The sequence below is a fragment of the Amycolatopsis sp. La24 genome (assembly GCF_029087445.1).
In the GTDB taxonomy this organism is placed as follows: Bacteria; Actinomycetota; Actinomycetes; order Mycobacteriales; family Pseudonocardiaceae; genus Amycolatopsis; species Amycolatopsis nivea.
Genome location: NZ_JARACH010000001.1, coordinates 212,686 through 230,740, shown reverse-complemented (window position 1 = coordinate 230,740; position 18,055 = coordinate 212,686). Strand labels below are relative to the sequence as shown.

Genomic DNA, 18,055 nt, shown 5'->3' with positions numbered 1-18,055 from the left:
CGGATGCGCTCCAGGGCGTTTCCTGGCGGTCGGGGAAGGGAGAGCCGGTGTCGGCGACGCGTCTGCTGGTGCTCGGGGTCGTGCGGATGTTCGGCCGCGCGCACGGCTACCAGGTGCGCCGCGAACTGCTGTCGTGGTCGGCGGACAAGTGGGCGAACGTCCAGCCCGGTTCGATCTACCACGCGCTCAAGAAGATGACCGCCGAGGACCTGCTGGAGAAGATCGACGTCGAACCGGGCGACGGCGGTCCGGACCGGGTCGCCTACCGGCTCACCCCGGACGGCGAGCAGGAGTTCCAGACGCTGCTGGCGAAGGGCTTGTCCGATCCGAGCGCGAGCAACGCTGAGCTGTGCGCGGCGATCAGCCTGATGCCCGCGCTTCCCCGCAGGAACGTGATCAGCCTGCTCCGGCAGAACCTGATCCACTTCGAGGCCGAGGAGCGCCGGTCTCGGCTGGGCCTTGAAGACGACACCTGGAACAAGCCGCCGCACGTGTCCGAACTGTTCCGGCTGTGGGGCGGGATCGCCAAAGCCAGCCGGGAATGGCTCACCGGGCTGATCACCCGGCTCGAGGCGGGCGAATACGTGATGGCCGACGATCCGGGCTCGGCGTTCGGCCAGCCGGCCCAGTAATCAAATTTGACTAACTCGCTCTTGCTCGGGCACAGTGTGCGCGTCAACTAGTCAAGCTTGACTAGTTGATCTTCTTGGGAGGAGAGGGGTTTCCATGATCACGGCACGCGGACTCGAGCGGCGGTTCCGCCGCAAGGGCCGAGCCGGTGGCGAGGTGCACGCGGTGAAGGGGGTCGACCTCGACGTCGAGGCGGGCGAGCTGGTCGGGTTCCTCGGCCCGAACGGGGCGGGCAAGACCACCACGCTGCGCATGCTCACCACCTTGCTGAAACCGACCGCGGGCACGGCGACCGTCGGCGGGCACGACCTGCTCACCGACGCGGCGGGGGTGCGCCGCAACATCGGGTACGTCGCCCAGGGCGGCGGGACCGCGCCCGAATCACGCGTCGGCGAAGAGCTGGAGCTGCAGGGCAGGCTGTACCGGATGAGCAAGGCCGACGCGATCGCGCGCGGCAAGGTGCTCGCCGGCCAGCTCGACCTGACCGGGCTCGAGGAACGCGCCACGAAGACGCTGTCCGGGGGGCAGCGGCGCAGGCTCGACATCGCGCTGGGGCTGATCCACTCGCCCGGCCTGGTCTTCCTGGACGAACCGTCCACCGGGCTCGACCCGCAGAGCCGGGCGAACCTGTGGGAGCACATCCGGCGGTTGCGCGCCGAGCAGGGCGTCACGATCTTCCTGACCACGCATTACCTCGACGAGGCGGACGCGCTGGCCGACCGGCTGATCGTGATCGACGACGGCCGGATCGTCGCCGACGGGCATCCGGACGAGCTCAAGGAGCAGGTCTCCGGCGACGGCGTCGCGATCGAGGTCGATCCGGAATCCGCCGCGGCCGCCGCGGACCTGGCTCGGCAGCTGCCCGGCGCGCACGAGTTCGCGGTGCGCGAGGGCTCGATCCGGTTCCGGGTGCCGCGCGGCGACACCGCGATGCCGGAGCTGCTGCGCGCGCTCGACGCCAAGGAAATCGCGACGACCTCGATGCAGGTCACGCGACCGACCTTGGACGACGTGTTCCTCGCGCTCACCGGACGCTCCCTGCGCGAGGCCGAACAGCCCGCGCCGGCGGGACCGGAGGTGTCCGATGCTGCGTGACACCTGGCTGATCTTCCGCCGCGACATGGCGGCCGCGCTGCGGAATCCGGCGTGGCTGCTGATCGGGCTCGCCCAGCCGCTGCTGTACCTGTTCTTCTTCGGCCCGCTGCTGGTGAAGTCGCTCAGCGCGCAGGGGATGTCCGAGGTCGACGGCTGGATGGTGCTCACGCCCGCGCTGATCGCGCAGCTGGCGCTGTTCGGCAGTTCGTTCGTGGGCTTCGGGTTGCTGGCCGAGTTCCGGTCCGGCGTGGTCGAGCGGCTGCGCGTCACCCCGGTGCACCGGGCCGCGCTGCTGCTCGGGAAGGTGCTGGCGAACGCGTTGCAGGCGACCGTGCAATCGGTGCTGATCATCCTGCTCGCCTACCTGGTGTTCGACCTGAACGCGCCGTTCAGCGGCGTGCTGCTGAGCCTCGCGATCGTGTTCCTGCTCGCGCTCACGCTGGCGTCGTGCTCCTACGCGCTGGCGCTCACGCTCAAGAGCGAGGAGTCGTTCCCGGCGCTGCTCAACGCGGTGCTCATGCCGTTGCTGCTGCTGTCCGGGATCCTCATCCCGATCACCGCCGGACTGGCTCCGAAGTGGCTGTACACGATCTCGCAGATCAACCCATTCCGGCACGTGGTCGACGTGGAGCGCAACAGCTTCCGCGGCGACTTCTCGATGGACGCGCTGTTCACCGGCAGCGTGGTCGTACTGGTCATGGCCGTTTTGGCGATTTGGTGGGGAACGCGCACCTTCCAACGGGAAAACGCCTGATCAAAGCCCATCGACACGCCGGGAAAGGTCACCCCGCTCCGGAATTCCGGACGTAGGGTGGCCTTTCACCCGTCGTGGGGCTTGTCAGGGGTGCGAGGTGGCGGAACCGGAGAGTGGGCGCGGACTCACGCTCACTCATCGCGAGCAGGTGCTCGACTGGACGGCGGTGCGCGGCGCCGACGTGCGGTTCGCCTCGGTCACGATCAGTGAAAACGTCAACTGGAGCGATCCGGGCGCGGAGCGGATGCTCGCCGCGGCCCAGCACGCGGGCATCCACACCGGGGCCCGGCACTACGCCCGGCCCGGCGCGGTGCACGACCAGGCCGACCATTTCGTCCGGACGGCGAGCAGGCTCGGCGCGTTCGCGCCCGGATCGCTCGCCCCCGCGCTGGAGGTGGACGCGCAGAGCGTCGACGACCGGTTCGTGAAGGCGTGGATCAAGCACGTGCGGCACGCCGCGAAGATCAGCCGGGTGCTCGTGTACGCCGGGCACGACTGCTGGGCGCACCGGCTGCACCCGGACCGCTGGGCCGATTCCGAGGTCGTGCTCTGGCTCGTGCGGCACAACGGCATCCCCGGACGGCCCGGTTGGTTCCATTCTCGGCTCGGGCTGCACCAGCACGCCTTCGCGCCGGACGTGCCCGGAGTCGACGGACCCGTGGCGCAGGACGCGGTGGTGTATCCGTTCGCCCTGTCCGATGTGCTGCTCTGATCACCTTCTCCGCTGGTCACCGCCGGTTTCCGGCACAATGGCGCGATGCGTTTCCAGCGGCTGCGGACCGACCTGACCCCTTCTCGGGCGCTCGTTCTGCTGTCCGCGTACGCCCGGGCCCACGGCCTGCCCGAACCCGCCGCGGTGTGCGGGAACTGGTGCGGATCGCGCGCGGTGGTGGCGCCGTTCGTGTCGGTGACTCCGCGACCGTTCCCGTCGGCTTTTTCCGCCTCGGGACCCTCAGGCCGGATCGGCGGCGGGTGGTTCGGATTTCTGGCTTACGACCAGGCGGATCCGTCGGGCCGCTCCACCGGGGTTCCGGCGTCGGCCTGGGGCTGGGCGGATCACGTGCTGCGCTGGGACGCGGCGGGAGCGTGTTGGTTCGAGTCGATCGAAGGCGACGCGGACGCACAGCTCGCCGTGGTGGAACGTGCGTTGGCCGGATCCGCGGAGTTGTCGTGGTCCGCTAGTGCGCTGGACCGGCCGTCCGGGCACGAGCAGGCAGTGAAGGCGTGCGTGCACGAGATCGAGGCGGGCGAACTCTTCCAGGCGAACGTCTGCTCGCGGTTCACCGGGACGTTCGAGGGCTCGCCCGCCGCGCTGTTCGCCGAGGGAGTGCGGCGGCTGGCTCCGCAGCGGGCGGCTTACGTCACCGGTGAATGGGGTTCGGTGGTTTCGCTGTCGCCGGAGCTGTTCTTGGAACGCCACGGCCGCCGCGTGCGGTCGTCGCCGATCAAGGGCACGCTGCCCCGTCGCGGCCCGGCCGACGACGGGAACGCATCGCGGTTGCGGCAGTCGGCGAAGGACGTCGCGGAGAACGTGATGATCACCGACCTGGTGCGCAACGACCTCGGGCGGGTGTGCGAGGTCGGCAGCGTCGTGGTGCCGGAACTGCTCGCGGTGCACCCGGCTCCCGGAGTGTGGCATCTGGCGTCCACTGTGGAGGGTGCGCTCGCGGACGGCATCACCGATGCCGGGCTGCTAGCGGCGACGTTCCCGCCGGGGTCGGTTACCGGGGCGCCGAAGATCCGGGCGCTGGACCTGATCGCCGAGCTGGAACCGGCCGCGCGCGGCGTGTACACCGGCGCGGTCGGGTTGCTGTCGCCGTTGGCGGGGCTGGAGCTGAACGTGGCGATCCGGACCTTCGAGATCGCCGAAGGCCGGATCGCGCTGGGGGTCGGCGGCGGGATCACGGCGGACTCGGACAGCGCCGCGGAGTGGCAGGAGTGCCTGCACAAAGCGGCGCCGTTGGAGTCCTTGCTCGCCAGCCCCCGGGAGTGCTAGCGCCGCGGGTCGAGCAGCAGTTTTCCAGTCGTGCCACGGGAACGCAGCGCTTCGTGGGCCTTCCGGGCGTCCGCCAGCGCGTACTCGCCGCCCGCGATCGCGCGGAGCTTCCCGTCCAGCACCATGGTGAACAGATCGGCCAGCGCGGTGCCGAAAACGTTGCCCGGCAAGCGGAACACGTGCGGCAGCCACATCCCGGCGACGGTCGTGCTGTGGCCGAGCAGATTGCGCAACTCGATCGGCTTCGGCGAGCGGCGGCCGGCCATCCCGTAGAACACCAGACGGCCGAACGGGGCGAGCGCGGCGATGCTCTGGTCGGTCGTCGTGCCGCCGACCATGTCGAGAACGATGTCGACCCGCTTGCCGCCGTTGGCTTCCCGCAGGACTTCGGTCATGTTCTCGGCACGCGAATCGACCGCGACGTCCGCGCCGAGTTCGATCGCCAGCTCGCGCTTTTCCTCGCTGCTCGCGGTCGCGATGACGCGGCCCGCGCCCCACGCGTTCGCCAGCTGCACCGCGATCGACCCGACCCCGCCGGCCGCGGCGTGCACGACCACGGTCTCGCCGGGCTCGAGGTGGGCGTTCTTGCGCAGCATGATCCACGCGGTCGCGCCCTGGACCAGCATGGAAAGCGCGTTCAGGTCGTCGACGCCGTCCGGCACCGGGAACGTCATGGCTTCGTCGGCCGCGACGCGCTCGGCGTACCCGCCGCCGTCGTTGAGCAGCGCGACCACGCGCTTGCCGTCCGCCGTGCGCCCGACGACCTCGCCGCCCGGCACGAGCGGCAGTTTGCTCGGGGCGAGATACGAGTTCTCCGCCTGATGCGTATCCGCGTAATTCAGCCCGACGCGGTCGACCTCGATCAGCACCTGCCCCGGCCCGGCCACCGGATCGGGCAGCTCGACCGGCTTCAGCACCTCGGGACCGCCGAACTCGGTCACCTGCACAGCACGCATCTTCGCGGCTCCTCTCGCTCTTCGTGAGACATTCTGCCATATGTCTCATCGATGGAACACTTTCTGCTAACGTCTCACTCATCGACACGCCACTGTCCACCCGAACCTCGCGACCCGACGCCGTCGCGGCCTTCCGCCTCGCCCGCGCCCGGTTCCTCGCCGGAGACCGCGTCGACATGCGCGACCTGGCCGCTGACCTCGGCGTCAGCCGCGCCACCCTGCACCGCTGGGTCGGCAGCCGCGACCACCTGCTGAGCGAAATCCTGTGGGCAGAGACGTCCTCGGTGCTGGATAACGTCAGTTATGCGGGCCGCGGTGGGGACGGCGTCGCGGAGGCGATCGGGGCGTTCGTGCGGACGGTCAACGCTTCCTCGCCCTTTCGCGCTTTCCTGCGCCGGGAGCCCGAACGCGCGCTGCGGTTGCTGACGACCAAGGCGAGTCTGGTGCAGTCGCGGACCATCGAGAAGGTGCAGGCGTTGCTGTCCGACGAGGTCGCGGCCGGGCGGCTGGAGTCTCCGTTGCCGGTGGCGGATCTGGCGTATCTGCTGGTGCGGGTCGGCGAGTCGTTCATCTATACCGACGCGATCACCGGCGAGGAGCCGGACGCGGAGAAGGCCTTAATAGCAGCGAAAATGCTGTTGCGCAGTCGCTAAAGTCTTCTGGTGACTGCTGTCCAGGCCATCGCCCGGATCCCCGCCGCCTCGATCGGCAACCTGGTATCTCATCCGAAACTGCCGCTCGTCGCAGAGATCGACCAGGAGCGGCCCGCGGTGCATCTCTACTACGCCGAGAAAGTGCTTCGCGAAATCGGCGCGGTGGGCGCGGATTCCGCGGAGTACGGGAAGTTCGACCGCTGGCCCGTCGTCGCCTGGCATCCGGAGCGACCGGAACTGGTCGTGTCCGGCAGCGGGGAAACGGTGCGCTGGACCCGGAACGGCACCTCCGTGCTGGATGTCGCCGTCTCTCTCGACGTGGCGTTCAGCCCGGACGGCCAGTCGCTGTGGACCTCACCGACCCCACCCGAGCGCTACCACTGTTCGGACGTCATCGATCTCGGCACCGGCATCGTCGCGCATCCGGCGTTCTCTTCTTCCGCACCGGCGACCGGCTGCGGTTCCTCGACCGGGCGCTGATTCCGGAATCCAACGGCCCGGCCTTCAGCTCCGGCGGACAGCGCCTGGCGATTCGCGGCAATGACTACAAACACCAAGTCCTGCGGAGCCCGGCGCACTGTGGATCGGGACTCCGCCCGGTCCACCGTCGCCGAGTTCCTCGTCGGCGCCAAGGAAATTCTCGACGACGTCCTGCTGGAAGACCACGCAGTGCTCACAGACGGCGTCCGAAACGCCCGGAGGAGCTGACTCACTTCCGAGCCGCGAGCACCGCCGCGTAAAGCTCCTTCGTAGACACCCCAGCCGCACCCGCTACCTCGGCCGCCACGGTCTTCAACCGCTCCCCCGAAGCGACCCGCTCCGCCACCTCCGGCACCAAATCCGACACCGATGTCTGCCGAGGTGCCGCCCCCTCCAGCACCACCGAGATCTCGCCGCGCACCCCGTCCGCTGCCCACTCGGCAAGTTCCGCGAGTGTGCCGCGTTTGACCTCTTCGTACGTCTTCGTCAGCTCCCGGCACACCGCGGCCCGCCGCGAACCGCCCAGGGCGGCGGCAGCGTCGGACAGCAGCGAAGCGATCCGGTGCGGCGATTCGAAGAACACGACAGTCCGGCGTTCGCTCGCCAACTCCGCGAACCACTTCGACCGCTCGCCAGGCTTGCGCGGCGCGAAGCCCTCGAAGCAGAACCGGTCGCACGGCAGCCCGGACAACGCGAGCGCCGTCGTCACCGCCGACGGGCCGGGGAGGCAGGTGATCGGCAGGTCCTCCTCGACGCAGGCGGCCACGAGACGGAAGCCCGGATCGGACACGCTCGGCATCCCGGCGTCGGTCACCACCAGCACCGTCTCGCCCCCGTGCAGTGCCTCCAGCAGCTTCGGCAGCCGGGCGGTCTCGACGTCCTCGTAGAAGCTGACCACCCGCCCGGTTGGCGACACGCCGAGCGCGGAAGTGAGCCCGCGCAGGCGCCGGGTGTCCTCGGCCGCGATCACGTCCGCCGAGCCCAGCGCCTCGATCAGCCGGGCGGACGCGTCGCCGGGATCGCCCAGCGGGGTGGCGGCGAGGACGAGCCGTCCGGGCGCAGAAGTCATGGCAGTCAGCCTAACCAGACGCCACCGGTGGATCAGGCCGTACTATCGGGCCCCGTGACCGCGCTGCTGACCCGTGCCGACGACGAGAGCGTGCGGCCGGACCCGGTCGACGCGCGCCGTCCCCCGACCGACCGCGAAGCCACCCTGCTCGGCCGGGCCATGCCCGCCGACCGGCTGCGCGGCTGGATCGTCACGATCGTGCTGACCGTGATCGGCGGCGTCGTCCGGCTGCAGAACCTTGGCCTGCCCACTGACCACGGCAGTCCCGTCTTCGACGAGAAGCACTACGTGCCCCAGGCCGCGCAGATGCTGCGCAACGGCGGGTACGAGGACAACGCCGGGTACGAGCTGATCGTGCACCCGCCGCTGGCCAAGGACTTCATCGCCTTCGGCGAGTGGCTCTTCGGCTACAACGGCTGGGGCTGGCGGCTGATGTCGGCGGTGGCAGGCACGTTGATCGTGCTGCTCACCGTGCGCGTCGCGCGCCGGCTGACCCGCTCGACGCTGCTCGGCGGCATCGCGGGCGTGCTGGTGATCTGCGACGGCGTGCTGCACCTGCAGTCGCGGATGGGGATGCTGGACATCTTCATCGCGTTCTTCGTGCTCGCCGCGTTCGCCTGCGTGCTCTGCGACCGCGACCAGGTGCGGCAACGGCTGGCCGTCGCGGTGCGCGAGGGCTGGATCGGCGAATCGCAGTGGGGGCCGAAGCTCGGCTTCCGGTGGTGGCGGTTCGCGGCCGGGCTGATGATCGGCCTGACCTTCGGTGTCAAATGGTCGGCGCTGTACTACATCGCGGCGTTCGGCCTGCTCACCGTGTTCTTCGACGTCGCGGCCCGGCGCGCGGCGGGCGTGCAGCGGCCGTGGGTCGGGACGATCCGGCGCGACGTCGCGCCCGCGCTGTGGGCGATCCTGGTCGTGCCGGTGCTGATGTACCTGGCGGCGTACTGGGCGTGGTTCGCCAGCGAGACCGCGACCGACCGGCACTACACCGAGATCAAGAACCTCGACCCGGGCATGTTCGGCTGGATCCCGCCCGCGCTGCGCTCGCTCGGCGACTACACCGCCAACGTCCTGCACTTCCACGAGACCCTGCTGACGCCCAAGGACAATCCGCATCCGTGGGAGTCGAAGCCGTGGACGTGGCCGATGGGCCTGCGGCCGATGCTCTACTACTACGACGGCGACGTCACCGGCTGCGGCGAATCGCGCTGCCTCGGCGCGACGATGCTGATCGGCACGCCCGCGATGTGGTGGCTGGCCGTCCCGATGCTCGGCTGGGGCCTGTGGCGCTGGTTCTTCCGCGCGGACTGGCGCTACGCCGCCGTGCTCACCGGCTACTTCGCCGGCTACCTGCCCTGGTTCACCAACATCGACCGGCAGATGTACTTCTTCTACGCCACGCCGATGGCCCCGTTCCTCGTGCTCGGGCTGGTGCTGGCGCTCGGGCAGATCCTCGGCAGCGCCAAACGCGGATTCGAACGCCGGGGCACCGGTCTGCTCGTCGTGTCGCTCTACGTCGGGCTGGTGGTCGCGAACTTCGCCTGGCTGTGGCCGATCCTCAACGGAATCCCGATCACGAACGCCCATTGGCAGGCGGAAATGTGGCTGCCTTCGTGGCGCTGAAGTAAGCGCCCGGCGGCACCCCCACCGCCCGGCGGAAGGCGGCGACGAACGCGCTGGCCGTCGCCCGACCCGGTGCGCGACGGTCGTCATCGGCGTTCCCCGCGCCAGCAACGGCAACGCCGCGCGCAGGCGGGCTTGCGTGCGCCAGGTCCCGAACGTCATCCGGCAGTCGCGGACGAACGCGCGGGCCAGCGTCCGCTCGCTCGCGCCGACTTCGCGGCCCAGCTCGGCCAGGCTCCGCGAGTCTGCGGGATCGGCGAGCACCGCGTCGGCGACGTCCCGCGCTCGGGGATCGGCGGGTGCGGGGACCACGATCGGCGCTACGTCCATCGGCTCCAGCAGATCGAACGCGACGGCTTCGGCGCGGCGTCGGGCGGCGTCGCTGATTCCGTCCGCGGACAGGTGCTCCAGCAGCTCCCGCAGCAACGGCCGGACGATGACGATTCGCGGGGACGGCCAGTCGACCGGGCACTGCTCGGGATCGGCGTAGATGCCGCGCAGTTCGACGTTCCCGGCCGCGCCGGTGCGATGCCGGAGGCCGGCCGGAATCCAGAGCGCGCGCGTGGACGGCAGCACCCACTGCGCGTCGCCGACCATCACCGCGGCGACCCCGCGCGCAGCCCAGACGAGCTGGTGCGCCGGATGTTCGTGCCAGGGGAACCAGGCTCCGGGCGCGATCGGGAGGTCGCCGAGCAGCATCGCGCCGGTTTGACCGTACTGCGACATGAGGAGACAGCCTATCGTCTTCCGGTCAGCCAGGCTCGTCCCTAGCGTCGGGGCCATGCCGATGAACCTGATGCACCGCAAGCTCTGCAGCTCGGAAAAATGGACCGCCGCGGTCGCCGAGGTGCTGCCGGACTGGCTCGCCCGCTTCGAACTGGGCGATGACGTGCTCGAGATCGGACCGGTTTTCGGGGCCACCACGAGGGTGTTGATCGACGCTCTCCCTCGACTGACCGCGCTGGAAATCGACCCGGCGTCGACCCGGCTGTTGCGGGAGAAATACGGGGACCGGGCGGACATCATCGAGGGCAGCGGTGCGGAAATGCCGTTCGAGGACGGCCGGTTCTCCGGGGTCGTGTGCTTCACGATGTTGCACCACGTGCCGACCGGCGAGCTGCAGGACCGGATCTTCGCGGAGGCGTTCCGGGTGCTGCGGCCCGGCGGCACCTATTGCGGCGTGGACAGCCAGCTCAGCTTCGGATTCCGTCTGCTGCACATTGGGGACACGATGAACGTCCTCGACGCGGGCACGCTGCCGAGGCGGCTGGCGGCGGCCGGGTTTGAGCAGGTGCGGGTGGGGATCGAGCGCAAGCGGCTGGAGTTTTCCGCGGGGAAGCCGTCGTGAGCGGCTGCGCCGGTTAGAACCGGCTTAGCCGCTCACGAGACTCAGCGGGACGACCGGCGCGGCACGATCTGCGTGACCGGCCCGTCCAGTGCCTTGCCCTGCCTGCTCAGCCAGCCGTCGACCTCGCGCCGCACCGAGTTCAGTGTCGGGCGGCGGCGCGGCTCCGGGTCCAGCGACGCCGCCAGGATCCGGGCGTGCACCGAACGCTGCGGCAGGTGCGTGACCGGATCGGCCCGCGCCGCGGCCATCAGCGCGGCCATCGGCGTCTCGCGGGTGCCGCGCGGCGGCTGGCCGGACAGTGCGTAGCTGACCGTGGCGGCGAGCTGCCAGGCGTCCGACGCCGGGCTCGCCGGGGAACCCATCGCCTGCTCCGGGGCGACGAAGTCGGGCGTGCCGATCATCATCCCGGTGGCGGTCATCTTGGAGTCGCCCTGGCTGCGGGCGATGCCGAAGTCGATGAGGTGCGCGATGCCCGCCGGGTCGAGGATGACGTTGGACGGCTTCACGTCGCGGTGCAGCACGCCCCGCTCGTGCGCCGCGACCAGCGCGCCCGCCATCGTGGACCACAGCCGGCCTGCGGCGACGTCGTCGATCGGGCCCTGTCCGTCGACCACCTCGGCGAGCGGACGGCCCTGCAGGTACTCCATGACGAGCGCGAGCCCGTCCGGCTCCTCGACCAGGTCGTACACGCGGACGCAGTTGGGGTGGTTCACCACGGCCAGCGCCCGCGCCTCGCGCTGCATGCGCTCCTCGGTGTCGCGGTCGGGCGCGTGCGCGATCTTGAGCGCGACAGTGCGGTTGAGCTGCGTGTCGACGGCTTCCCAGACCGTGCCGAACCCGCCGTGCCCGAGCTGGCGGACGCGCCGGTACCGGCTGCTGCCCGCGTTGCGTGAACCGGGCGGCGGCGGGATCGCGCCGGGCGCGGCGGCCAGCATCCCGGCGGGCGGCGGCTCCGGAGCGGACGCCAGTGCGGTGGCCGGGTACTGCTTGTTCTGCGGCGGCGGAGGCGGCGGCAGCTGTTCCCGGCGCGGCGGAGGCGGCGCGGCGGGCGGTTCGTCGCGGCGCGGCTCCGGCCGGTTGATCACCGACCACGGCGGCGGGCCGACCAGCGCGACCGGGATCAGTCCCAGGATGCTGAACGGCAGGAACCCGAGCCAGAAGTGCACGGCGGTGTTGGCCGACATGCCCGAGCTCGCGACCGCCATGACCACGAAGGGAATCCAGAAGAACCGCGACGGCCACTTCGGCCCGCGGCGGAACGCGGTGCGCGCCTGCAGCATCACGAACAGCAGCGAGCCGACCGGCAGCACGGTGAAAGCGAGCAGGTACAGCGCGTACGACAGCTTGAGGCCGCGCGGGTAGAAGAGCGTCTCGAAGACGTTCGGCCCGCCGCCCAGGTAGGTCTTCTGCACGCCGATGAACGAGCAGTAGTTCGTGCTCAGCTTGGCGGTTTCGGAAGCGGACAGCCCGCTTACGCCGCCTGCGTTGGCCGCGCGGAAGGTCTCCGAGATGCCCGAGGCCATCAGCCACGGCAGCACCAGCACGCTGACCACGCCGATGAGCCCGAACACGGTGAGCGTCGTCGCGTCGTACCGGTTGCCGGTCCCCTTGCGGACGATCGCCACGATCAGCGCACCGGCCGCCGGGAAGAGCGCGACGAGCGCACCCGCTGTGGTCGTCGCCCACACCCAGTCGCCGGGGCAGAACCCCGGGCCGAACAAGGTGTGCGCGAGCGAGAGCAGCGCGCTCGCGATTCCGCTCACCGGCTGGTTCCCCTCACTGTCAGTGTCGTCTTAGTGCCGCTGCGCGGCTGTTCCCCACGGTCCAGCTTAGGACGCACACGGCCTTCGCGGGGTTGCCGGGTCGCGCCGGGATCGTGATCCACTGCATCGTTCTCGCCTGACCTCGCTGACCTGCGTTCCGCCGGGGGAAAGGCCATCATGAGGGCAGATTCGGCCGTCGGAAGTCAAAGGAGACCTCGTGGGCGCGTACACCGAGACGTATCGACGCAGTCTGGACGACCCCGAGCGGTTCTGGCTCGAAGCGGCCCGGGCGATCGACTGGACGCAGCGGCCCACCCGCGCGCTCGACTCGTCCGCCGCGCCGTTCTACCGCTGGTATCCCGACGGCGAGCTGAACACCTCCTACAACGCGCTCGACCGGCACGCGGACGGCGGCCGCGGCGCGCAGGACGCGCTGATCTGGGACTCGCCGGTCACCGGCCGCAAACGCCGCTACACCTACGCCGAGTTGCGGGACGAGGTCGCGACCTTCGCCGGCGCGCTCGCGTCGCTCGGGGTGACCCGCGGCGACCGCGTGATCCTTTACCTGCCGATGATCCCGCAGGCCGTCATCGCGATGCTCGCCTGCGCGCGGATCGGCGCGGTGCACTCCGTGGTGTTCGGCGGGTTCGCGCCGAAGGAACTGGCCGCGCGGATCGAGGACGCCAAGCCGAAACTGATCCTCGCCGCGTCGTGCGGGATCGAGCCGACGCGGGTCGTCGAGTACAAGCCGATCATCGACGCCGCTCTCGAGACCACCGAGCACCAGCCGGAGCACGTCGTGGTGTTCCAGCGCGAGCAGGCACGCGCGGAACTGTCCGGCGCCGACCTCGACTGGACCGAACTCGTCACCGACGCCGACCCGGTCGACCCGGTTCCGGTGAAGGCGACCGACCCGCTGTACATCCTCTACACGTCCGGCACCACCGGGCGGCCGAAGGGCGTGGTCCGCGACGCGGGCGGGCACGCGGTCGCGCTGGCGTGGTCGATGGGCGCGCTGTACGACGTCCACGCCGGGGATGTCTGGTGGACGGCTTCCGACGTCGGCTGGGTCGTCGGGCATTCGTACATCGTCTACGCGCCGCTCCTGGTCGGCGCGACAACCGTGCTGTACGAAGGAAAACCCGTCGGGACCCCGGACGCGGGCGCGTTCTGGCGGGTCATCTCCGAGCACGGCGTCCAGGCGCTGTTCACCGCGCCGACGGCGTTGCGCGCGGTCAAGAAGGTGGACCCGGACGCGGACGAGCTCAAGAAGTACGACCTGTCCCGGTTCCGCACCCTGTTCATGGCGGGCGAGCGGCTCGACCCGGAGACCTACCACTGGGCACACGACATCCTCGGCACGCCGGTCGTCGACCACTGGTGGCAGACCGAAACCGGCTGGCCGATCGCGGCGAACCCGCGCGGGCTCGAACCGATGCCGGTCAAACCCGGGTCGGCGACGAAACCGGTGCCCGGCTGGGACGTGCGCATCCTCGACCAGGCAGGCGAAGAACTCCCGGCGGGCCGCGAGGGCGCGATCACGCTGAAACTGCCGCTGCCGCCGGGCTCGCTGCCGACTCTGTGGGGCGACGACGAGCGCTACCGCGAGGCGTATCTGTCGCGCTACCCCGGCTACTACCTGACCGGCGATTCGGGCTACCTCGACGAGGACGGCTACCTGTTCGTCATGGGCCGCACCGACGACGTGATCAACGTGGCCGGACACCGGCTGTCGACCGGCTCGATGGAAGCCGTGCTGGCCTCGCACCCGGCGGTCGCGGAGTGCGCGGTGATCGGGGTCGCGGACCAGTTGAAGGGGCAGGTGCCGCGTGGTTTCGTCGTGCTGAAGTCCGGGGTGGAGGTGCCGGAGGAGCAGTTGCGGGACGAGCTGGTGGCGCTGGTTCGCCGGGACATCGGGCCGGTGGCGGCGTTCCGGGACGTGTCGGTGGTCAGCGCGTTGCCGAAGACGCGCTCGGGGAAGATCCTGCGCAAGACGATGCGCGGGATCGCCGACGGACGCGACGAGGTGATTCCGTCGACTATCGAGGACCCGTCGGTGCTCGACGCGTTGCGGGCGATTCTGCGGCCCTGAGGACCGGCCCCAATGCGGCATTGGGTGCATGCGACGCACCCAATGCGGCGTTCGGTGCGTCCAGCGCACCCAATGCGGCATTGGGGCACCGGAGCATCCCGGCGAACGGGACATCAAGTGCCAGCCGACCCTTTCGGGCGTTGTCAGTCCGCCCGGAGTGGTCTATACCTCTTGGAGTCCGCCTTCTCCGCGACGCGACCGGAGGTATGCCGTGAGGAAGACCCTGTCCAGGGCCGTGCTTGGGGTGACCGTGCTCGGGCTCGCCGCGGTGGGAGTGCCCGGGCCGGCCGCGGCGAGTCCCGCGTCCAGTGAACGGCAGGTCACCGACCTCGTGCCGGTCCCGGTGCATGCCGTGGCGAAGGCGGACGCTACCTTCCGGCTCACGCCGCTGACGGTGATCCGCGCCGGGCACGGCACCGGCGACGTCGCCGGGTACCTGCGCGGCCTGCTGCGGCCCGCGACCGGGTTTCCGCTGCCGGTCGTCCCGGTGAGTCCGGGGCTGTCCGCGATCTCGCTCGACCTCGGCCACGCCGACCCGCGCGTCGGCGACGAGGGGTACCAGATCGACGTCACGAAGAACGGCGTCCGGCTGCGTGCCAACACCTCCGCCGGGCTGTTCACCGGCGTCCAGTCGCTGCGGCAACTGCTGCCGTCGGCGATCGAGGCGAAGACCGTGCAGCACCGCGCGTGGACGATCGCGGGCGGCAGCGTCCTCGACTACCCGCGCTTCGCCCACCGCGGCGCGATGCTCGACGTCGCGCGGCATTTCTTCACGCCGGCGCAGGTGAAGAAGTACATCGACCAGATCGTCCAGTACAAGATCAACACGCTGCACCTGCACCTCAGCGACGACCAGGGCTGGCGCATCGAGATCAAGAGCTGGCCGCGCCTGGCGACCGAAGGCGGCAAGACCGCGGCCTACGGCGACCCGGGCGGTTACTACACGCAGGAGCAGTACCGCGACATCGTCGCCTACGCCGCGAGCCGGCACGTGACGGTCGTGCCGGAGATCGACATGCCCGGGCACACCAACGCAGCCCAGTCGGTCTACGCGGAGCTGAACTGCGACGGCGTCGCGGTCCCGCCGCGCACCGACATCGAGGTCGGTTACAGCTCGCTGTGCATCAATTCGCCCACCACGTACCGATTCGTGGAGGACGTGATCCGCGAACTCGCCGCGATCACGCCCGGAAAGTACATCGGCATCGGCGGCGACGAAGCACATTCGACGCCCGCCGCGGACTACAAAACCTTCTACGAGAAGGTAAGCCCGATGGTCGCGAAGTACGGCAAGCTGATCACCGGCTGGCACGAAATCGCGAAGACTCCGTTGCCGACGTCCGCCGTGCCGCAGTACTGGGACCAGGGCGGCCCGAACGAGGACGTGGCCGCCGCCGCGGCGCGCGGGAACAAGTTCGTCATGTCGCCCGCCAACCATGCGTATCTCGACATGAAGTACACGGAATCGACGAAACTGGGCCAGGATTGGGCCGGTCTGGTCGAAGTCCGCGACGCCTACGAATGGGACCCGGCGACGCTCGTTCCCGGGGTCGAGGAGAAGTCCGTGGCCGGGGTCGAAGCTCCACTGTGGACGGAAACCATCCGGACCAATGACGACATCGAGTACATGGCCTTCCCGCGCCTGCCCGGCGTCGCGGAAATCGGCTGGTCGCCGCGAGCGTCCCGGACCTGGGACGGCTACCGGGACCGCATCGCCAAGCAGGCGCCGCGCTGGGAGGCGCAGGGAATCGACTTCTACCGCTCACCCCAGGTCGACTGGAAGTAACCCCTTCGCCCGGTCCACTTTGGACTTAATGCCGTTGCGATAGCTTTCGGGCAGCGCGGTCGACGTCAGCACGCGCTCGGCCAGCTCCAGCATCGGCGCCGGGTCGGGCAACTGCGCGTAGTTCGCCGAGGTGACCAGGAAGGTCTCCGCGACGGTCGGCCCCTCGGCCCGCTCCACGACCTCGAGCGGACCGGCCGTCGGGACCGTGCCCGGGCGCAGCACGCGCAGGTACCAGCCGCAGCGATTCGTGCTGATCATCGCGGGAACGACGTCCTTGCGCCCGGTCCGCATCGCGAGCTTGAAACACGGATGCCGCGGCTGGGCGATCTGTACGAGCGCGTCGCCCCAGGCCCAGACGTCGCCGATCCGCGCGTCGGTCTCGAGCGCGCCTTCGACGGACAGGTTCTCGCCGAAGTCACCGTGCGCCACGGAGTACCCCTCGGAGGTCCACACCGGGTAGTGCTCGATCGGGTAGACGTAGACGGCTTTTTCGGGCCCGCCGTGCACCGAAAGGTCGGCCTGACGGTCCCCGGAGAGGTTGAGTTCGGACAGTGCCAGCTCTTGAGTGGCGACCCGGGTTTTCCGGATGGCGCTCAGAACGGGCTGGTCCCGCTGGTGGCCGAGGACGGTCGGCTCGCCTGCGTAGACGTCTTTCAGCGACAGCATGGGATGAACCTAGCAAGGGGTCCCGACTATTTCGACGGGTCCGGGAAGCCAGAGGTCAGACTGCGCGCGTAGACCGTCTCCTCGATGCCCGGCTTCACGAATACCGCAAATTTCGCGTGGTACGGCGTCTCGAGGCGGGTGTACAGGTCAGCCTTCGCCTTGGGATCGTAGGTCCAGCCGAACTGCCGCATCTCGTCCGCGTCGAACGGAGGCCGCGGCTCGGGGTCGCTGACCGGCCACTTGCGGGTCGGGTTCGCCGGATCATCGCCGTACTGCTTCAGGAACTTGTCCACGCAGGACTTCGACGCGACGAAGGCGAACGCGAGCCGTTCGGTGAGCCTGGGCTGGACGTCGAAATGGAACTCCTTGACCGGACAGGACGGCAGCGTCATCTGGAACCTGGCGGAGGCCTCTTCCCAGCTGACGCCGTCCTCACTGCCCGGATACGCCCGCGGGTCCCGCTGGCCACCGCATCCGGCGACTACCGCGACGGAAAAGAGAATCGCGGCTATCGATTTCTTTGTCATTTTCCCTGCGACGATTACTAGTTCGGGTAACCGGTCGTCAGACTATAGGCGTACACCGTCTCCTCGGCACCCTGTTTGACGAACACCCAGAACGACGAGCCATTCGGTGTCCGGAAACCGTGGTACAGAGCGGAGCGCTGCTTCAAGTCATAGGTCCAGCCGTATCGCTCCGACTTGTCCGCTCCGAACGGCGGAAAGTTGTCGTCCCGAGGCCATTTCAGCCCCGGGTGAGCAGGGTCCGCACCGTACTTCGTCAAAAAGCCGTCCACGCAGGACTTCGATGCCACGAAAGTGAACACCAGATGGTCCCGAAGCCGGGGCTGCACGTCGAACCGGAAAGCCTTGGTCGGACACGACGGCAACGCGATCGCGTACCGCGCAGCAGCCTCTTCCCAGCTCACTCCGTCCTCGCTGCCGGGATACGCCCGAGGATCCGGCGGCCCGCTACACCCGGCCGCCACCAGGGCGAGAAGAACGACAACAGCACACTTCTTCTCGCAGAAATCAGTCAACCCCCGAACCACAAGGAAGCTTAATGGTGCGCTCAACCAGCCGTCAACAAACAAACGGCGGCACCCGGTGAGCGGGAAACACTCACCGGGTGCCGCCGTAGCGGA

At 69.6% G+C, this 18,055-nt stretch carries 18 protein-coding genes and 1 pseudogene; 12 read left to right on the top strand and 7 right to left on the bottom strand.

Features of this window, described 5'->3' with window-relative positions; genetic code table 11:
- Nucleotides 1-47: 47 nt before the first annotated feature.
- The 5 genes from PUT80_RS01215 (at nt 48) to PUT80_RS01195 (ending at nt 4,475) form a co-directional block, all read left to right on the top strand.
- Nucleotides 48-632: a PadR family transcriptional regulator gene (locus PUT80_RS01215; RefSeq protein ID WP_037811196.1), complete on the top strand. Its 585-nt coding sequence runs from the start codon at nt 48-50 to the stop codon at nt 630-632.
- Between the two features lie 94 nt (nt 633-726).
- Nucleotides 727-1,725, top strand: a complete 999-nt coding sequence (locus PUT80_RS01210; RefSeq protein WP_275290790.1) for an ATP-binding cassette domain-containing protein — start codon at nt 727-729, stop codon at nt 1,723-1,725.
- On the top strand, nt 1,715-2,479 hold the full coding sequence (locus tag PUT80_RS01205) for an ABC transporter permease (RefSeq protein WP_037811192.1): 765 nt from the start codon (nt 1,715-1,717) through the stop codon (nt 2,477-2,479). Before PUT80_RS01210 ends, PUT80_RS01205 begins: the two co-directional genes overlap by 11 nt.
- Nucleotides 2,480-2,576: 97 nt before the next feature.
- The gene (locus PUT80_RS01200) at nt 2,577-3,191 is read left to right on the top strand and encodes a GH25 family lysozyme (RefSeq protein ID WP_037811190.1); all 615 of its coding nucleotides are present in this window, start codon (nt 2,577-2,579) and stop codon (nt 3,189-3,191) included.
- Between the two features lie 45 nt (nt 3,192-3,236).
- The gene (locus PUT80_RS01195) at nt 3,237-4,475 is read left to right on the top strand and encodes an aminodeoxychorismate synthase component I (RefSeq protein WP_275290789.1); all 1,239 of its coding nucleotides are present in this window, start codon (nt 3,237-3,239) and stop codon (nt 4,473-4,475) included.
- Here PUT80_RS01195 and PUT80_RS01190 read toward each other — a convergent pair.
- Nucleotides 4,472-5,431, bottom strand: a complete 960-nt coding sequence (locus PUT80_RS01190) for an NADPH:quinone oxidoreductase family protein (RefSeq protein ID WP_037811187.1) — start codon at nt 5,429-5,431, stop codon at nt 4,472-4,474. The two genes, PUT80_RS01195 and PUT80_RS01190, sit on opposite strands and share 4 nt — an antisense overlap.
- Before the next feature lie 176 nt (nt 5,432-5,607).
- Here PUT80_RS01190 and PUT80_RS01185 point away from each other — a divergent pair, with 176 nt between their 5' ends.
- The 3 genes from PUT80_RS01185 to PUT80_RS01175 are packed head-to-tail and all read left to right on the top strand — an operon-like array spanning nt 5,608 to nt 6,792.
- Entirely contained in the window at nt 5,608-6,084 is a 477-nt protein-coding gene (locus PUT80_RS01185) for a QsdR family transcriptional regulator (RefSeq protein WP_275290788.1), read from the top strand.
- 9 nt (nt 6,085-6,093) lie between these two features.
- The gene (locus PUT80_RS01180) at nt 6,094-6,564 is read left to right on the top strand and encodes a hypothetical protein (protein WP_275290787.1); all 471 of its coding nucleotides are present in this window, start codon (nt 6,094-6,096) and stop codon (nt 6,562-6,564) included.
- Between the two features lie 60 nt (nt 6,565-6,624).
- Nucleotides 6,625-6,792, top strand: coding sequence for a hypothetical protein (locus PUT80_RS01175; protein ID WP_275290786.1), 168 nt, complete (start codon nt 6,625-6,627; stop codon nt 6,790-6,792).
- A gap of 1 nt (nt 6,793) precedes the next feature.
- Here PUT80_RS01175 and rsmI read toward each other — a convergent pair whose 3' ends face one another.
- Entirely contained in the window at nt 6,794-7,633 is an 840-nt protein-coding gene (gene rsmI / locus PUT80_RS01170) for a 16S rRNA (cytidine(1402)-2'-O)-methyltransferase (protein ID WP_275290785.1), read from the bottom strand.
- A gap of 54 nt (nt 7,634-7,687) precedes the next feature.
- On the opposite strand from rsmI, the gene PUT80_RS01165 reads away from it, so the two are divergent.
- On the top strand, nt 7,688-9,256 hold the full coding sequence (locus PUT80_RS01165; RefSeq protein WP_275290784.1) for a phospholipid carrier-dependent glycosyltransferase: 1,569 nt from the start codon (nt 7,688-7,690) through the stop codon (nt 9,254-9,256).
- Here PUT80_RS01165 and PUT80_RS01160 read toward each other — a convergent pair.
- Nucleotides 9,207-9,955 (bottom strand): annotated as a pseudogene (locus PUT80_RS01160) (helix-turn-helix transcriptional regulator). The gene PUT80_RS01165 and the pseudogene PUT80_RS01160 overlap by 50 nt on opposite strands.
- Nucleotides 9,956-10,037: 82 nt before the next feature.
- Here PUT80_RS01160 and PUT80_RS01155 point away from each other — a divergent pair.
- Complete coding sequence (locus PUT80_RS01155; protein ID WP_275290783.1) at nt 10,038-10,604, top strand: class I SAM-dependent methyltransferase; 567 nt, start codon at nt 10,038-10,040, stop codon at nt 10,602-10,604.
- Between the two features lie 41 nt (nt 10,605-10,645).
- On the opposite strand, the gene PUT80_RS01150 is transcribed toward PUT80_RS01155, so the two are convergent.
- Nucleotides 10,646-12,367 carry a serine/threonine-protein kinase gene (locus PUT80_RS01150; protein ID WP_037811181.1) on the bottom strand — a complete coding sequence of 574 codons (1,722 nt, stop codon included), beginning with the start codon at nt 12,365-12,367 and terminating at the stop codon, nt 10,646-10,648.
- A 217-nt stretch (nt 12,368-12,584) separates the two neighbouring features.
- On the opposite strand from PUT80_RS01150, the gene PUT80_RS01145 reads away from it, so the two are divergent.
- Together PUT80_RS01145 and PUT80_RS01140 are read left to right on the top strand one after the other, a co-directional pair.
- Nucleotides 12,585-14,459, top strand: a complete 1,875-nt coding sequence (locus tag PUT80_RS01145; protein WP_275290782.1) for a propionyl-CoA synthetase — start codon at nt 12,585-12,587, stop codon at nt 14,457-14,459.
- 211 nt (nt 14,460-14,670) lie between these two features.
- Nucleotides 14,671-16,245, top strand: a complete 1,575-nt coding sequence (locus PUT80_RS01140) for a beta-N-acetylhexosaminidase (protein WP_275290781.1) — start codon at nt 14,671-14,673, stop codon at nt 16,243-16,245.
- Here PUT80_RS01140 and PUT80_RS01135 read toward each other — a convergent pair.
- The 3 genes from PUT80_RS01135 to PUT80_RS01125 are packed head-to-tail and all read right to left on the bottom strand — an operon-like array spanning nt 16,222 to nt 17,839.
- Nucleotides 16,222-16,911 carry an MOSC domain-containing protein gene (locus PUT80_RS01135; protein WP_275290780.1) on the bottom strand — a complete coding sequence of 230 codons (690 nt, stop codon included), beginning with the start codon at nt 16,909-16,911 and terminating at the stop codon, nt 16,222-16,224. The genes PUT80_RS01140 and PUT80_RS01135 overlap by 24 nt on opposite strands.
- 26 nt (nt 16,912-16,937) lie before the next feature.
- Entirely contained in the window at nt 16,938-17,438 is a 501-nt protein-coding gene (locus tag PUT80_RS01130; protein ID WP_275290779.1) for a hypothetical protein, read from the bottom strand.
- 17 nt (nt 17,439-17,455) lie between these two features.
- Nucleotides 17,456-17,839, bottom strand: coding sequence for a hypothetical protein (locus tag PUT80_RS01125; RefSeq protein ID WP_037811176.1), 384 nt, complete (start codon nt 17,837-17,839; stop codon nt 17,456-17,458).
- Nucleotides 17,840-18,055 lie beyond the last annotated feature (216 nt).

What these genes read in the sequence shown, in the direction of transcription:
- PUT80_RS01175 (WP_275290786.1), top strand. Translation starts at nt 6,625, where the DNA reads ATGACTACAAACACCAAGTCCTGCGGAGCCCGGCGCACTGTGGATCGG.
- PUT80_RS01210 (WP_275290790.1), top strand. Translation starts at nt 727, where the DNA reads ATGATCACGGCACGCGGACTCGAGCGGCGGTTCCGCCGCAAGGGCCGA.
- PUT80_RS01190 (WP_037811187.1), bottom strand. Translation starts at nt 5,431, where the DNA reads ATGCGTGCTGTGCAGGTGACCGAGTTCGGCGGTCCCGAGGTGCTGAAG.
- PUT80_RS01185 (WP_275290788.1), top strand. Translation starts at nt 5,608, where the DNA reads ATGCGCGACCTGGCCGCTGACCTCGGCGTCAGCCGCGCCACCCTGCAC.
- rsmI (WP_275290785.1), bottom strand. Translation starts at nt 7,633, where the DNA reads ATGACTTCTGCGCCCGGACGGCTCGTCCTCGCCGCCACCCCGCTGGGC.
- PUT80_RS01135 (WP_275290780.1), bottom strand. Translation starts at nt 16,911, where the DNA reads ATGCTGTCGCTGAAAGACGTCTACGCAGGCGAGCCGACCGTCCTCGGC.
- PUT80_RS01130 (WP_275290779.1), bottom strand. Translation starts at nt 17,438, where the DNA reads ATGACAAAGAAATCGATAGCCGCGATTCTCTTTTCCGTCGCGGTAGTC.
- PUT80_RS01205 (WP_037811192.1), top strand. Translation starts at nt 1,715, where the DNA reads ATGCTGCGTGACACCTGGCTGATCTTCCGCCGCGACATGGCGGCCGCG.
- PUT80_RS01155 (WP_275290783.1), top strand. Translation starts at nt 10,038, where the DNA reads ATGCCGATGAACCTGATGCACCGCAAGCTCTGCAGCTCGGAAAAATGG.
- PUT80_RS01195 (WP_275290789.1), top strand. Translation starts at nt 3,237, where the DNA reads ATGCGTTTCCAGCGGCTGCGGACCGACCTGACCCCTTCTCGGGCGCTC.